General features: G+C 45.2%; 14 protein-coding genes and 2 tRNA genes. 7 read left to right on the forward strand and 9 right to left on the reverse strand.

The annotated features are described in order from the left end of the window. Positions 1-63 precede the first annotated feature (63 nt). From IM450_RS03225 to IM450_RS03240, 4 genes are all read right to left on the reverse strand, one after another. Complete coding sequence (locus IM450_RS03225; protein WP_287666889.1) at positions 64-1599, reverse strand: TolC family protein; 1536 nt, start codon at positions 1597-1599, stop codon at positions 64-66. A 68-nt stretch (positions 1600-1667) separates the two neighbouring features. Continuing rightward, positions 1668-3209, reverse strand: coding sequence for a gamma-glutamyltransferase (locus tag IM450_RS03230; protein ID WP_287666892.1), 1542 nt, complete (start codon positions 3207-3209; stop codon positions 1668-1670). Between the two features lie 168 nt (positions 3210-3377). Next, the gene (gene lpxD, locus IM450_RS03235) at positions 3378-4409 is read right to left on the reverse strand and encodes a UDP-3-O-(3-hydroxymyristoyl)glucosamine N-acyltransferase (protein WP_287666895.1); all 1032 of its coding nucleotides are present in this window, start codon (positions 4407-4409) and stop codon (positions 3378-3380) included. 191 nt (positions 4410-4600) lie between these two features. Next, positions 4601-5485 (reverse strand): all3515 family Zur-repressed PEP-CTERM protein, encoded by an 885-nt coding sequence (locus tag IM450_RS03240; protein WP_002799928.1) that lies wholly within the window; start codon positions 5483-5485, stop codon positions 4601-4603. Between the two features lie 310 nt (positions 5486-5795). Here IM450_RS03240 and IM450_RS03245 point away from each other — a divergent pair, with 310 nt between their 5' ends. From IM450_RS03245 to plsY, 3 genes are all read left to right on the forward strand, one after another. Next, on the forward strand, positions 5796-6821 hold the full coding sequence (locus IM450_RS03245; RefSeq protein ID WP_002799929.1) for a daunorubicin resistance protein DrrA family ABC transporter ATP-binding protein: 1026 nt from the start codon (positions 5796-5798) through the stop codon (positions 6819-6821). A gap of 82 nt (positions 6822-6903) precedes the next feature. After that, positions 6904-7599, forward strand: coding sequence for a 3-oxoacyl-ACP reductase FabG (gene fabG / locus IM450_RS03250; protein WP_002799931.1), 696 nt, complete (start codon positions 6904-6906; stop codon positions 7597-7599). A gap of 69 nt (positions 7600-7668) precedes the next feature. Then, on the forward strand, positions 7669-8304 hold the full coding sequence (gene plsY / locus IM450_RS03255; RefSeq protein ID WP_425590331.1) for a glycerol-3-phosphate 1-O-acyltransferase PlsY: 636 nt from the start codon (positions 7669-7671) through the stop codon (positions 8302-8304). 65 nt (positions 8305-8369) lie between these two features. Here plsY and IM450_RS03260 read toward each other — a convergent pair whose 3' ends face one another. Further along, on the reverse strand, positions 8370-9371 hold the full coding sequence (locus IM450_RS03260; protein ID WP_287666913.1) for an Npun_R2821/Npun_R2822 family protein: 1002 nt from the start codon (positions 9369-9371) through the stop codon (positions 8370-8372). 134 nt (positions 9372-9505) lie between these two features. Then, the gene (locus IM450_RS03265) at positions 9506-11011 is read right to left on the reverse strand and encodes a hypothetical protein (RefSeq protein ID WP_287666899.1); all 1506 of its coding nucleotides are present in this window, start codon (positions 11009-11011) and stop codon (positions 9506-9508) included. 127 nt (positions 11012-11138) lie between these two features. On the opposite strand from IM450_RS03265, the gene IM450_RS03270 reads away from it, so the two are divergent. Next, positions 11139-11211: transfer RNA gene (locus IM450_RS03270), tRNA-Glu, on the forward strand. 19 nt (positions 11212-11230) lie between these two features. On the opposite strand, the gene IM450_RS03275 is transcribed toward IM450_RS03270, so the two are convergent. Together IM450_RS03275 and IM450_RS03280 are read right to left on the reverse strand one after the other, a co-directional pair. After that, entirely contained in the window at positions 11231-12580 is a 1350-nt protein-coding gene (locus IM450_RS03275) for a sensor histidine kinase (protein WP_287666902.1), read from the reverse strand. A gap of 48 nt (positions 12581-12628) precedes the next feature. Further along, positions 12629-12811 carry a hypothetical protein gene (locus IM450_RS03280; RefSeq protein ID WP_085983387.1) on the reverse strand — a complete coding sequence of 61 codons (183 nt, stop codon included), beginning with the start codon at positions 12809-12811 and terminating at the stop codon, positions 12629-12631. Positions 12812-12899: 88 nt separating this feature from the next. Here IM450_RS03280 and IM450_RS03285 point away from each other — a divergent pair, with 88 nt between their 5' ends. The 3 genes from IM450_RS03285 (at position 12900) to IM450_RS03295 (ending at position 14564) form a co-directional block, all read left to right on the forward strand. Further along, complete coding sequence (locus IM450_RS03285; RefSeq protein ID WP_002799938.1) at positions 12900-13373, forward strand: EVE domain-containing protein; 474 nt, start codon at positions 12900-12902, stop codon at positions 13371-13373. Between the two features lie 3 nt (positions 13374-13376). After that, positions 13377-14231, forward strand: coding sequence for a prohibitin family protein (locus IM450_RS03290; protein WP_002799939.1), 855 nt, complete (start codon positions 13377-13379; stop codon positions 14229-14231). Between the two features lie 261 nt (positions 14232-14492). After that, positions 14493-14564: transfer RNA gene (locus IM450_RS03295), tRNA-Gly, on the forward strand. A gap of 62 nt (positions 14565-14626) precedes the next feature. Here IM450_RS03295 and IM450_RS03300 read toward each other — a convergent pair. Beyond that, positions 14627-14896: a ParE family toxin-like protein gene (locus IM450_RS03300; protein WP_287666907.1), complete on the reverse strand. Its 270-nt coding sequence runs from the start codon at positions 14894-14896 to the stop codon at positions 14627-14629. Between the last annotated feature and the right edge of the window lie 179 nt (positions 14897-15075).

The following is a 15075-nucleotide window of genomic DNA, read 5'->3' on the forward strand; positions in this document are numbered from 1 at the left end:
ACTCATTAAAATAGGGGAGATTTGCCTATCTCCCCCCACACCACACATCAATAAATCGCACAATTAACGCACTTCAAACAAACGATTATCCGGTAAATTACTAATCGCTCGCTGGAGACTATTCAAGGATTTATTGTAATCAACGATCGCCTGTAGATAACTACTTCTGGCATCGGTTAAATCCCGCTGGGAGTTGATCACGTCCGTTTGGGTTCCCACACCGGCCTGGAAGCGTAAACGGGCTAATCGCAGACTTTCCGTGGCTGATTCAATGCTTTTTTGCGAAGTTTTGATGTTTTCTTGGTTAGAAATCAAATTATAGTAGTATTCCTCCACCTGAAGGCGAATTTCATTGCGACGGAGGGAGAATTCCGTATCGGCGCGATCAATATTTCTTTCCGCTTGACGGGCCTGAGCAAAAGCACGACCACCATCAAAGAAAGTCCAGCGAATCCGGCCGCCAACGCTAAAACCATCGCCAAAACCAGCATCATCACTGAGATCGTTGAGGACATTATACTCGCCCAGAAGGTCCACTTGGGGAATCACCGCCGAAATAGCGATCGAGCGATCCTGTTCGCTAATTTCCCGTTGTAAGAGTTGTTGTTCTAATTCCGCGCGATTTTTGTAGGCCAAAACGATACTATCATTAAGACTTAAGCCCCAAGTTCCCGCCTCGCGAATCTCATCGGCAGCGGTTAACTCGATGTGCTGACCGACACTCAATATCTGTGCCAGTCGCCGTCGGGAAATACGCTGGGTAGAAATCGCCCGGGTTAAGTCTTGGTTAGCGTTAGCGAGGTCAACTTCCGCCTGTAGGACAGCAAATCGGGTTCCTAGTCCCGCTTGCTCCAATAATAGAGCATCGCGTAAACTTTGACTAGCATCCTCGATCGAGGCTTGGGAGATCGCTACCTGAGCATCACCCCTCTGCAATTCATAATAGGCATCGGTGGCATCAAAACGAGTTTGTTCCGAGACTCGTTCCACCTCTAATTCCCGTTGCCGGATCACTTTTTCGGCCCTTTTGATCTGGGCTGTCCGTTCACCCCCTGTATAAACCCCATAGACAATCTGAACACTACCCTGAAGGTTGGTACTATCTTCGGATGTAGTGGCTGGGATTCCCTGTTGACGAGCCAACTCATTCCGTCTTTGGGCAACTGCCGATTGAGCTTGAGTGATACTGGTTTCCGCTTGGGCCGTGGGTAATAAAGCCGCCTGTTGTTCCTTTAATTGGGCGCGAGCGATTTCTAAATCGACCCGGGCTGTCTGTAAGGTCTGATTATTTTTTAAAGCTAATTCGATCGCTTGATTTAAGCTGATCGGTTGTACTACCCTAATATTCACCTCATCTGGTTTGGTGGGAAAAATTAGGGGATTGCCACTAGGATTAAGATAATTGGGGGCTTTGGGATCCGCTTCCGTGGTTGCCGGTGCCGCCGATGGACCGGGTAATTGAGAAACGGGATTGGCAGTAGGTCGGGGTTTCTTCAATAAATCGGCAGCGGACTGAGTTTGTGCCTTAACCGAGGATTCAGCCAAGAAAATCAACCCAAGCACCGCACTCACGGTAATACCATAACGCAAGAGCAACATGAGTATCTCAAAAGTAAACAGTAAACGATAAGAAGTAAACAAGCTCACACCACTATGTTGGCCGATTACTAATTACTAATCAATAATCCTACTCCATCCCGACGCGGATCGCCCGTAGCGGTTAATTCCCCCCGCTCATTCACTGCCACCCCATGCACACCCCCAAAAAACATATTTTGTTCTTGCCAACGGGTTACTTGAGTATTTGCGGGTAAAACCAGATTTTCGAGCAGATTTTCCCGATCTTCTAAAGGTTCAATTCCTAATTGTTGATTTTCCCAATGTATGCGCGAGGCCCCGATCGCATCGGCTAAAGATTGCCGAAAATCGATTAAATTGCTAATAACCTGCAAAATAGCGGTGCGAATGCGATTGGAACCCCCAGAACCGAGAACAAATCGCGGCTTTCCTTCTTCTAAAATCATCGTCGGCGACATCATTGAGGATAAACGACGATCAACGGGCCAATTGTGAAAACCAAAGGGATTTAAGTCCGCTTCCCCGATCATATTATTGAGCATAATTCCCGTCCCCGGCACGGTATAAGCTGATCCTTCGCCGTTGGAAAAGGTGGCACTGGCGGCATTACCTTCCCCATCGATAATGCTAATATGGGTGGTACTGCCCCATTTATTGGCATATTTGCCTAAAAATTCTGATGAGAGGAATTCCTCTTCGATTCCCTCCTGATGGATAAAATTATCGTAGCCTTGAGCGCGAGCTTGATTGGTTAAGGCCATCACTTCTGTTAAAATTTGCAGATGTTTGTTCCCTAGATGCTCTAAAGCCGATAAATTGACTGTTTCCAGTAATTTTAGGGCAAAAGCCAGGAGAATTCCCCCAGAACTAGGCGGCGGATTAGTCAGTATTTCGTACCCCCGATATTCGGTTTTTAGGGGTTTTCTCTCAAGGACTTGGTAATGACTTAAATCCTCTAGGGTAAGATAACCACCCTCCTGCATATCCTTGGCGATTTGGTGGGCGATTTCTCCCTCATAAAAGTCTTTTACGCCTTTTTTGCTTAATTCCTCTAAGCTGTTGGCAAAATCCCTCATCACACAGCGATCACCAGCTTGCAGGAGTTTTCCTTGCGGGGCATAGACTTTTAAACCCTCTCTATCTTTGAGCAGGATCGAAGCGAGTAAACCCAGGCAAAAGCCGTTATATTGGCTCAAAATGTAGCCTTGACGAGCATATTCGATCGCTGGTTCTGCTACCACGGCAAAGGGTAATTTTCCCAGTTTTTTCTGCACTGTTTCCAATCCCCGTAACACCCCGGTCGTAGCGATCGCACCTCGACCAATGTGAAAATCTTGACTAGCACCACCAAAATTGATCGCCACTGGGTAAAAGTCGATCTTTGTCAAGGGTTTTTTATATTTTGGAGTTTGACAAAAAAAATCAAAAAGGGTATTGACTTTTTCTTTGGTATGTGCTAGTAAAAAACCGCCGCCCCCCGCCGAAGCGAGGGTGAATTCGACCACGAAAGCCGCTAAAATCGAGCCAACAATCCCATCGAAGGCATTGCCGCCCATTTCTAAGATTAATTGTCCAGCTTCGGCAGTTTTTGGATGTCCTGCGGCGATAGCGCCCTTGCTTTTGCCAGTCACGATGATTCAGTTATCAGTTATCAGTTATCAGTTATCAGTTATCAGTTATCAGTGGGGAGATGGGGGTGTGGGGTGTGGGGTGTGGGGTGTGGGGAGAAGGGAGAATAAATAAAAATAATCTCCTGTCTCCTGTCTCGGAGTCTCCTGTCTCCTGTCCCCTGAATAGGGCTATTTTTGCAACTGCTTAACCGCTTGATAGATTTCGGGTAAACGCTTGTAAGCGGCTGCTACCTTGAGGAATAGCTTATGGGGGATAGCGGGAGAGCCAGAAACCACTTCTCCTGCCCCGATATCGTTGTGAATGCCAGCTTGGGCTGTTGCGATCGCACCATCCCCGATCACCGCTTGATTGGCAATGCCCACCTGTCCCGCTAAAATAACGCGATTGCCCAATTTTACGCCTCCTGCCATGCCTACCTGTCCTGCTAGGGCGCAGGCTTGGCCAATTTGGCAATTATGGGCAATATGGACGAGATTATCGATCTTAGTCTGGCTACCGATGCGGGTTTCTCCCACTGCCGGGCGATCCACGGCGCTATTACAGCCAATTTCCACCCCATCTTCTAAGACCACGATACCCGATTGTTCCATCTTAAACCAGCCTTCGGGAACCGGCACAAAACCGAAGCCCTCAGCACCGATAACAGCGCCACTGTGGATAACGCAATCATTGCCTATTTGTACCCGTTCATGGATAGTGCAGTTAGCGTGGAGAATTGTGCGATCACCAATATGCACCCCGGGGTAAACAACGGCGTTAGGATGAATGCACACCCCATCACCGAGGGTGACATTGGCTTCCACCACGGCATGGGCCCCGATGGCGACTTTATGGCCGATTTTAGCCGATGGATGCACCACGGCGGTGGCGTGAATGTAGGGTTGGGGCTGAAAGGGTTGATAGAATAATTTGATGGCGTGGGCGAATAAAAGTCGGGGATTGGCACTAGCTAACCAAGGGATGCCGCGTTCGTCGGCCTGTTGTTGTAAATTGGCATCCAGGGGCAGAATTAGGGCAGTAGCCTCAGTTTTGGCGACAAAGGCAGCAAATTTTCCCCCTTCGATATAGCTAATCGTATCGACTAGGGCGGTTTCGATGGGAGTTATGGCTTTAATTTGGGGATTTCTGTCGGGATAGGCAGTTAAACTGTGAGCAGAGACTAAAGGGCTTAATTTTTGGGCAATTTCACTAAATTTCATAAATATATACTGCGATCGAGATAGGGCTTATCCTAGGATAGTTTAAAACTATACCGATAATCTTGTCGTTATTATAGTCAAAAAAGTTGCTAGTTTTTTAGGGAATAATCCCTGTTTTCCATTTCAATAAAGCCGATCTCGATCTAGAGCGGTTTTGGAGATAAGTTGGCTCTCTCCAAAACCGATTGGTTTTAGTTTTTACTGCTCGATCGAGTTAATAAAATTGATCCGAACAGTATTAAGGCGATCAGAGTTGATGGTTCGGGAACTGTTTGAAAATCTAGGTTAAAAATTCCTGACTCTCCCCAAGAAAGGCTAAGATCTACCAGCTTAAAACTGGCTGAATATTTTCCCGGTCGAGAGGCAAGAAACTTCGGTAAAAAGGAGAAGTTATCACCAGTACCGATCGCATAGATATCGCCGGCATTAGCTAAAATTGTCTGTCCTAAAGAGTTAGCTACTGTTAATCCATCACTAATCTCTAACAGTTGTAAGGATAGGTTGGCATTACCTAAAGACCGATTCCACCGTCCCCCAGAACTGTTAAAAAGAGCTTGTTCTCCCAAGTCAGAGGAATTATTAATAGTTGCCACTGATTGCATCAGTAGATTGCTATATTCCTCCCCAGTGGCAGCACTAACAAAACTATTCTGAAAAATTCCTTGTCCTGCAATTAAGGAGAGAGGAGGCAATCCTGTAGAAGTCTCAGGAATGCGATTATTGGTGTTAGTCGGATTAACTACTGGATTACCAGACGGGCCGGAATAACTGTAAGTGCCGATACCGTGAAAATGAGGGTTTCCCTCTCGGTGAGCAACCAGAAGAGTTAACCGGTTATAGTTAGGATTGGCTAATCCCTCATAGATGCCCCGAGTTAAGGTGATTTGATTATCCACCCCGATATAAAATTCGGGCAAACTCTGACCAATGGCAGGCTCTTCAGCCTTAGCCACCGTTACCAGGGCGAAAGAAAGCGATAAAATGAAGCTAACAGCGATAAATGGAGATTTATGGCTTTTTTCGCTTATTTTCTTCCCAGCACAAACTAATCCTACCCCAGAGACCTGTAGAACCATGATTTCTCTCGTTAATTAGAATGATAATCATTATCACACTAACGAAAAACCCTTGTTCTGATTCACTTTTGCCAACAAAGTTAATTTAAGTTAACGTGAACCATGCTGTCGGAATAAGTTGCCCGGGCCAACAGGCAACGCCGGAACAGCAGCAGGTTATCTGGGGATGAGGCCAAATCCCGTCAAAGTTTATCTTGATCAGAAAAGATAAACAAGGCTGTACTAGATTTTGCAGTGGGGAATCTGGGTTAAAATAGACCGAGAAAGTTAACAAAAAAATTGTCTCGCTCAAGTGGGCGAAAATCAGCTTATGACCCTTGCGGTGGCGATCGAAAAGTTAAAAAAATCCTACGGTCAGACAGCAGCGGTTAAAGATATCTCCTTTACCGTGAAAGCGGCAGAAATCTTCGGTTTACTCGGTCCCAATGGTGCGGGAAAAACCACCACGATTCGCTGTCTTTGTACCCTTGCTAAACCCGATGGCGGCAAAATCGAGGTGGGGGGTGTCGATGCCCTGAATAACCCCAAATCCGCCCGTAAACGCCTGGGTTACGTTGCCCAAGAAGTCGCCCTCGATAAAATGCTCACGGGCCGGGAACTGTTGCAACTACAAGCCGCTCTATATCACATTCCCGCTCAAAAGTCAAGAGAGCGCATCAAAGAATTAATAAATCTTTTAGGATTAGAGGAATACGCCGACAAAAAAACGGGGACCTATTCCGGTGGCATCAAAAAACGGCTGGATTTAGCGGCGGGATTATTGCATCAGCCGGAAGTTTTAGTGCTGGATGAACCGACTGTGGGCCTCGATATCGAAAGTCGTTTGATTGTCTGGGATTTTCTGCGACAATTGCGGGCGGCCGGAACCAGTGTATTAATTACCAGCCATTATCTCGAAGAAATCGACGCTTTGGCCGATAACTTGGCAATTATCGACAATGGTATCGTCATCGCTCGCGGTACCCCCTCACAACTAAAGGAACAACTGGGTGGCGATCGCATCACCTTAAAAGTGCGGGAATTTTCCCCAGAGGAAGAAGCTTTCCAAGCGAAAGAATTATTATCCCGTCTGCCTTTTGTCGAGGAAGTGATAGTTAATACCGCCCAGGGTAACTCCCTTAATCTTATCGTGACGGCCAATAGCAATCCTTTAAGCAAAATTGAACAAACCCTAGCCGAATCGGGATTACCCGTGTTCAGCATGGCCCAATCCCGTCCTAGTCTCGATGATGTCTATCTAGCGGCCACCGGACGCACCCTGATGGATGCGGAAATTGCCGCCGCCAGCAGTCGCGACCTGAAGGCGGAGAAAAAACAAGCGATGAAGGAATCCTAGTCCGGCGAGCAAGGCTGTAGTATTGCCCAATTGCCAGGTTAAATCGCCTATAATTGGAGCGATCGACTATCTATCAATCAATATGAAAGATAAACGGGTATTGCTGACCGGCGGTACGGGGGGACTGGGTTTAGGAGTCACTCCGGCGGTTTTACACCATGGCGGTCATCTGACCATGACCTATCGAGAGGAAAGGGAGGTAGGTCGCCTGAAATCTCGGCTGAGTGCGGCGGAATTTGAGCGTATTCGCTTTGTCAGGGTGGATTTAACCCAAGAAACTGCCGTGGCTAGATTAATTGATGATCTCGGTCGGGTCGATGTTTTAATTCATCTAGTCGGGGGTTTTACCATGGGGGCGACGGAGGAGTTTAGCTATGAAGATTGGCTAAAAATGTTTGATTTAAACCTCCATAGCACTTTTTTACTGTGTAAACACTGTTTACGCTCGATGAAACTTCATAATTATGGTCGTATCGTCACTATCGGTTCTCGTGGCGCCGTACAACCGGGGGCAAATTTGGCCGCCTATTGTGCCTCGAAAGCGGCGGTAGTGGCTCTAACCCAAGCGATCGCAGAAGAAACCAAACAGACTAATATTACTGCTAACGTGGTTTTGCCAAGTGTTATCGATACTCCGGGCAACCGGGAAGCGATGGGAGAGGCAAATGCCAAGGACTGGGTCAGTCCCCAATCTCTAGCCGAGGTGATCTGTTTTCTGGCGGGGGAAGGGGCGAAAGACTTGCGCGGGGCGGCAATTCCCGTCTATGGTTCCCTGTGAGTGTTTTTTTGTCTTCAGGCTGATACACTGATAACGGCGCTCGCTCTTGCTAAAAATTGGGCTTAATTTATGCTTATTCCGATTCTTATCAGTCTTACTATCTTACTTTTATCCTATCTGTTCGGTTCGATTCCCACGGGTTATTTAATCGGTAAATACAGCAAAGGTATCGATATTCGTGACTATGGTTCCGGTTCCACCGGGGCCACCAATGTGCTGAGAACTCTGGGAAAAACTGCCGGGGCGACGGTGTTATTAATTGATATGTTAAAGGGAATGGTGGCGGTGGCCCTGGTACGAGGACTATATTTTATGGATGTCAATCCTCTCCCAGAAAGTTGGTATTACTGGTTAATTATCGGGGCAGGATTGGGGGCAATCATTGGTCATAGTAAATCGATTTTCTTGAATTTTAGTGGTGGTAAATCCGTCGCCACCAGTTTAGGGGTTTTATTAGTGATGAATCCCCTAGTGGCTTGTGGAACTTTGGCAAGTTTTTTAGTTATTCTCGCACTTTTCCGGATTGTTTCTTTAGGTTCGATTATCGGGGCGCTGGTGGTGAATATTTTAATGGTTATTTTAGGTCAACCTCTCCCCTATATTTTATTTAGTTTGATGGGGGGAATCTATGTGATTGTTCGTCATCAGGGTAATATTAAAAGATTGTTGGCAGGGACGGAACCGAAAATAGGTCAGAAAGTATAGCCATCATCGGAATTAGGTTACAGCGTTTCTCCTACAGATGAAGTGTAACCTAATTTGCTATATTATTATTTTCCTAAGCCCAGTTTTCTGGTTACTTTTTGCCAAAAAGTTGGGGTCGGTGGTTGATAGGGTTTGGGACTACCGGTAAATATAGGACGTTGACTAGGTTGGTAGAGATAACGATAGTGTAAGAAAATATCTCGATAGGGAAAATCGAGGTTTTCACCGCTACAAAGTCGAGTGAACAGAGAGGAAGATAAACCAATGTAGTGAAGGTATGTCAAGCGGTTGCCCTTATCGTAAAGAATATTATCTAAAGCCTGAAAATGGGGAGAGGTGACACAGCAGCCGGTGCGTTCTTCTTTAGGCAATTGAAGAGCTAGATTATATATAGGAAAATTTGAGCGCATCATCATATAATTGACGATAGTTTGATCGGGAGCCATCGGATAGAGAATTTCCGCTTCTCCTGCTCGCAATTGTTCTACTAGCCAATCTCGCTGATTTTCATCGAATAAACCAATTTTAGAAGCATAGAAACCCGCACAAAAAATCTCCTTTTCGATACGATCACGGGAAAAAACCTCGAATAATTTTGGTCGAGAAACTTCGTAGACATGAGTGGGATCTTTGTGCTGAAAGTCATAAACAACACAATCGTGCCTATCTAGGATAGCGAAGATTTTATCAACGGCATCGAGTAGCAAGGTGTCCCCATCCATGTAGATAAAACGATCAAAGGGACTATCAAAAGCAATAAAACGGTGGTGCATTCCCATACGATAATATCGGTCAGTGCAACCCGATTTCAACCAACGTTCGCGGGCTTGCGGGTGGCTATCCCAAATCGACTTGGCGAAATTTTCCCAGCGTTCGATAATTTCCTGATTATCAAACAACTGTACGTTAGGACGTTGAGCAATTTCCGCTCTGATCCGTTCGGTGTTGTCATCGTAGGGATAGACACAAACAGGAATATCTTTTCCTCCATTGACCTCGATGCTGTTGAGTAGGGCGACTAATTGATCGTAAACCCGATCATTGGCTAGGGTACAGATACCGTCCATAAGTAATGCCAAGGAAAAAAATCAAAACTTATTATCTTTGCCGTTAGTTTAGCTTATTTTTGTCGATGAATTATAGTCTCAAGTTTCTCACAACAGAAAGACTAACCGATCGGCTATACCCAAAACCGATCGATTTAGCGTTTGCGTTTGAGTAATTTAGAAATGCGTCGATTGTACCGCAACCAACGCCAGATTTTAATAACTAATTCCTCCACCCATAAAATAATCGCATCTAATCCCTCTAAAATCCGTTCTAAGGGGTGTTTAACGTAGCCGACGGGGGTTGATTCGGTTTCTAACCATTCTTCGTTAATTGGTTGAATTATCTCCTTGGCATAGCGGGGATCTAATTGGGTTGTGGGGGGGGATTCTCTAGGGGTAATTTCAGCAGCGGCCGGGGGGATTTTTTGTAAAGATTTATTTTGTTTTTCTTGACTAAAAGCTTTTTTTGTGATAATAGGCTCGGCTGGTGTGCCTAGGGACTGGGGAAGGGGATGAGCGGGGTGAAGGCGCGGTTTTTCGGAGTCTTGGGGAGAAATAGCCAAGATATCGGCGGATTCTAGCCATGGCTGCTCACTGACGGCGGAAAATGTCAGGGATTGGCCAGAGGCAAAGAAGTGATCGATCGCCGCTTGGATGAGTTTGCCGATCGTGAAGGGATCCGCTTGGGTTTGTTTTTCTAGCCAATCCTGGAGACGTTGCTTGAAGGTGATCAGCAGAGAATTAGGAAGACTTAGGGGATATTTTGCCGATAAAGCGGGTGAATCAGCACTATATTCTAAATTATTCTTCTCTTTTGCCCAGAAATGCTCGATCGCCGCATAAATTAACCAATAAAGTCGCCAGAGATAGGAGGAATTTTTCTCGAGAGTCGGGGACTGGTTAACGAGATCGGAAGGTAGGTTAGAGGTGTGGCTAACACTGCTGGGGATTGCGGGGGAGATAGCGAGAAATTTAGCCTCGAAAATTGCTAATTTTTCGTCAATAACCTGTAAAATCGCTTGAGAATTTAAATTAGGCAGTGGTAAGGAGGGTGGTGTCGGGGTTTTGACGAGATGGGATTCTTGGAATAGATCTATGGCGATCGCTATTTGTCCCTGTTGTTCCCAGCGTAGTAGGTTCCAAAACCAACGGATCGGAGGCAAGACAGGATTTTTGTCGGTAAAATTCGGTAATAAAGGCGTATATTGACGATTTAATCGCTTAATTCTCCGTTTTTCGAGGGCGTAGTTAGCCAGTGCCGTCCTAATTTGTTTTTCTATTTGTCTTTGGGTTTGATTATCGGTGATTTTAACAGTCTGGTGATCGTTAGTGACGAAAACTAAAGCTTGATCCTCTAGATCGGCTGCTATGCCAATAAATGCCGTTTCTTGGTCGGATAAGCTCTGGAGAAATTCTTCGATCGCATCCGTCCCCTCTTTTCCGGGGGGTGATAATTGTTTCTGGAGACTGTTCCCTAATTGATTAGCCGTCATCCGCAGGGATTGTACCAGCAAATAGACGGGATAGAGGGCTATTTGCAAGGCAATAGCGATCGCATTTTGACCGCGACGGGAGACGCGGCCGAGGTTATCTTTCAGACGGATCAAACGACGGTTGATCAGGTTGAACAGTCGGCTTTTATAGGGATCGGCAGCCATGGATTTTGGGCGATAACATCTTCATTTAGACTATCCTATTGTGCAAGGACGGGATAAAAAAAATTTTGGCCAAAACCCTTGACTCCCAGAAAGATTATTGTTATATTTAAAAAGGTCTGAAATCCACGCCCCCATCGTCTAGTGGCCTAGGACACCTCCCTTTCACGGAGGCGACAGGGATTCGAATTCCCTTGGGGGTATGAAAAAAAGTCAGAAGTGTCAAGCTTCTGACTTTTCGGTTTTTTTCTCCCGTTGATGGCTTTTCGGTAAGGTGACGGTGAAGATTGTTCCTCGATCAATCTGACTTTCGACGCTAATTTGTCCATGATGACTGAGGGTAATCGCTAAAGCGATCGCTAATCCTAATCCTGTTCCCCCGGAAGTGGCAGAATTTTGTCGCGCGGGATCGAGACGATAAAAGCGATCGAAAATATGGGACAAAGCAGCCTCGGGAATCCCGATTCCGTTATCTTTGACGCGTACCAGTAACACCGATTGTCGATCGCGTTTACTTTTCTCCAATTCCACAGCCACATTTTTAGGCTCAGATTCGGTTAAAAAAGCGTGTTTTAGGGCATTAGAGATTAAATTTGTGAATAAACGTGCTAATTGATCCCAATCTCCCTGCATAGTAAACATTTCATCGCTGTAGGAAAAATCCTCTTGGTCCGGTTCCACAATCGACAAAGAGAGGGAAATTCCCTGCTTATCGGCGATTAAACGCTGTTCTTCCACCACTTCCATCAATAAAGCATCCAAAGGTACAGCTTGCTCGATCGGTTGGACGATGCCACTATCGGAACGGGCTAAAAAAAGCAGATCATTGACTAAATTGCCCAATCTTTCCGTTAAACGATCGATCACTTGCAAGCGTTGATGGCCAGTTTGGGGATAAGCGATCGCCATTTGCACGTTAGTTTGGATAGTGGCGATCGGATTGCGTAATTCATGGGAAGCATCGGCGGTAAATTGTTTTAAACTCTGATAGGACTCTTTTACCGGTTGAATGGCTAAACCGGACAAAAACCAACCAATCCAGGCGACACTGGCAATCATCAGGCAAATTCCGACGATTAAATCCCATAATAGCTGTCTAATCGGTTTTGTCACCTCAAACCAAGGATGACTTACCCGCAGATATCCCAAAACATAATGACCGATTTCCACCCTTTCGGTTACTTGTCGCAGCAGACGATTATCGGATAAGCGAATAGTTTCCCCTTGACGGTGGGGATGGAGGGGAATATCTAAGGATTCAGCCAAAGTTGACCAAACTAGATTACCTTGGGGATCGAACCATTCCAAATCTATATGATCGTCCTCCACGGATTTACCCTGACTGGGAAAACTTGCGAGGGGATCGACGCGATAACGTCCTTGATCCGGGGGAATCGATTCGATCACGAGGGAACGATTTACCACCTCAATGATGTGTTTGAGGGTATCATCAATGCGATCCACTAGGGTATGGCGCACATAAAAATACATTCCCGTAGCGAGAAAAAGCAGTAGTATGGCAGTGACAACAGTGTACCATAAGGCTAAACGGCGGCGAGTGGCTTGGAACACCGATAATCTATGGATTGGCTAGAGATTTTTAGAGCAATGTATCTTATTTTACAGCTTATTTGAGCGATTTAATGCTGGGAATAAATTATTTTTAGCTATAGGGAAAAACTGACGGTTGCCAAGAATAGCTAGACTTGAAGGATCATAGTTCTTAAAAATTGCCCCTAACAAAAGTATTTTTAGATACATTCTTCTCAATAATTGTTTGAGTAGCTCTGCAAAAGCAGTCAAAGTGAATTATATTTAACCCTATGGTGACAGGGCTGACAGGAACGGCTAAAAATTTTTTTGAGCTTATTTGAATTAATAACAAGTATAAATGATGAATTTAAATTATTGGTTAATGAAATCGGAACCCGATGTCTATAGTATCGAGGATTTAAAAAAAGATGGTCAAACTATTTGGGAAGGGGTGCGAAATTATCAGGCCCGCAATTTTCTCCGTCAGATGAAACGGGGAGATTTGGCCTTTTTTTATCATTCTAATACGACCCCGCCGGGGATTGTCGGCTTGATGCGAGTGGTGCAAACTGATATGATCGATCCCACACAATTCGATCGCGATAGTCCCTACTATGATTCTAAATCCTCCCCAGATTCCCCGCGCTGGTGGACGGTTAAAGTTGAGTTTGAGCGCCTTTTTCCCCAACTGCTGCCCCTAGGAATTTTAAAACAAAATTTTACCGCCGATGAATTATTATTAGTAAGGACAGGAAATCGTCTGTCAGTGATGCCCGTTAATCAAGCGATCGCAGTAAAAATTCTCGCTTTAGTCGCTCGTCAAGGAGTATAAACTATGAACCAAAAAGATGCTATTAATTTACTTTCCCTGATCGGGGGATTATTGGTCACTATTGTCATTTTAGCGGCCTTTAATGCCTATGTGATTATCACCCCCGGACAAGCGGGGGTTTTAAGTGTGTTAGGAAAGGCTAAGGACGGGGTTTTATTGGAGGGATTGCACTTTAAACCTCCCTTTGTTTCTAGTGTCGATATCTACGATGTTACGGTGCAAAAATTTGAAGTTCCCGCCCAAAGTTCCACTAAAGATTTACAGGATTTATCCGCTAGTTTTGCGATTAATTTTCGTCTCGATCCGACTCAAGTAGTGGTCATTAGAAGAACCCAAGGCACCCTGCAAAATATTGTCGCTAAAATTATCGCCCCTCAAACCCAAGAATCCTTTAAAATTGCCGCCGCTAAAAGAACCGTAGAGGAGGCAATTACTCGACGCAGTGAGTTAAAAGAAGACTTTGATAATGCCCTATCGACTCGGTTAGAAAAGTATGGTATTCTAGTTTTAGATACCAGTGTGGTAGATTTGAATTTTTCTCCAGAATTTGCTCGGGCTGTCGAAGATAAACAAATCGCAGAACAACGGGCCCAAAGAGCCGTTTATATCACCCAAGAAGCGGAACAACAGGCCCAAGCAGAAGTTAATCGCGCTAAAGGGAAAGCTGAGGCACAAAGACTATTAGCAGAAACTTTAAAAGAACAGGGGGGAGGATTAGTTTTACAGAAAGAAGCGATCGAAGCTTGGCGCGAAGGTGGGGCGCAAATGCCCCGGGTTTTAGTCATGGATGGATCGGGAAAAAATAGCGTACCATTTTTATTTAATTATAGTGATTCTTTTCCAGAAAATACCCCCTAAATTCCTGTCCAAGCTAAGAGGCATTTTCAAAGAAACCTTGCCAACTTCTCAAAATTACCCGGTGATATTATCGACAAATGGCATTTAAAACAATCTCTAGCTCCTTGACTCTTTGAGGATGAAGAAGTTGAACGGTGAATATTTTTGATCATCCGCTGGCGAGTCTATTTAGCGTTTTTGGACAAACCGGCGCGGTGATGAAAAACAGCCTAGAGCAGTTGCTCTTGTCGGGGGGTCAATGCTATGATTAGGGATGGTTTTGCGGGTATAGTTCAGTGGTAGAACGTCACCTTCCCAAGGTGAATGTCGCGCGTTCGAGTCGCGTTACCCGCTTCTAACGACAATGGGAATCTTCCCTAACATTCCCCAACTGGGCCTACCAGAGCGGCACCGCACTACAATTGATCCAGCAGCATATCGTACTCTGCATGGGAACCAACCCAGAACCAAATCACCGTATCATCCTCTAATTGACCGACAGCAGGATAATCCCTATTGATGCGTGCAGAATAGATGGGCAGCTGTGGATGGACTTTCTTGAATCGCAAGCTGGGATAGCTTGGGTCTTCTTTGAATTGCCGATACGCTTTACGGGTCTGCTCTTGAATCGATTTTGGAAGATCTGCAAACATCTCCCGAAAACGAGCAGTGGTACAAGACTTCACAACGTTTCTGGGTCTAATTCTTGAGTCTTGCCCAATCGATGCAGCAATTCTCATTTTGAAAACAAAAGAAGATAAAGTTCTCTTGTTCACATAGAGAACTTCTGTCTAATTATCATTTTTTTTCAAGATAATCATCATAATTAGCTTCAAGAGACAGTTTTAAAATATCTGCCCATAAA

Origin of the sequence: Microcystis sp. M083S1 (assembly GCF_020246405.1) — a bacterium.
Lineage (GTDB): Bacteria > Cyanobacteriota > Cyanobacteriia > Cyanobacteriales > Microcystaceae > Microcystis > Microcystis aeruginosa_C.

Bases quoted from the DNA above. Each gene is read 5' to 3' on its own strand.
- IM450_RS03225 (WP_287666889.1), bottom strand. From the start codon at position 1,599: ATGTTGCTCTTGCGTTATGGTATTACCGTGAGTGCGGTGCTTGGGTTG.
- lpxD (WP_287666895.1), bottom strand. From the start codon at position 4,409: ATGAAATTTAGTGAAATTGCCCAAAAATTAAGCCCTTTAGTCTCTGCT.
- IM450_RS03240 (WP_002799928.1), bottom strand. From the start codon at position 5,485: ATGGTTCTACAGGTCTCTGGGGTAGGATTAGTTTGTGCTGGGAAGAAA.
- IM450_RS03245 (WP_002799929.1), top strand. From the start codon at position 5,796: ATGACCCTTGCGGTGGCGATCGAAAAGTTAAAAAAATCCTACGGTCAG.
- fabG (WP_002799931.1), top strand. From the start codon at position 6,904: ATGAAAGATAAACGGGTATTGCTGACCGGCGGTACGGGGGGACTGGGT.
- plsY (WP_425590331.1), top strand. From the start codon at position 7,669: ATGCTTATTCCGATTCTTATCAGTCTTACTATCTTACTTTTATCCTAT.
- IM450_RS03260 (WP_287666913.1), bottom strand. From the start codon at position 9,371: ATGGACGGTATCTGTACCCTAGCCAATGATCGGGTTTACGATCAATTA.
- IM450_RS03265 (WP_287666899.1), bottom strand. From the start codon at position 11,011: ATGGCTGCCGATCCCTATAAAAGCCGACTGTTCAACCTGATCAACCGT.
- IM450_RS03285 (WP_002799938.1), top strand. From the start codon at position 12,900: ATGATGAATTTAAATTATTGGTTAATGAAATCGGAACCCGATGTCTAT.
- IM450_RS03290 (WP_002799939.1), top strand. From the start codon at position 13,377: ATGAACCAAAAAGATGCTATTAATTTACTTTCCCTGATCGGGGGATTA.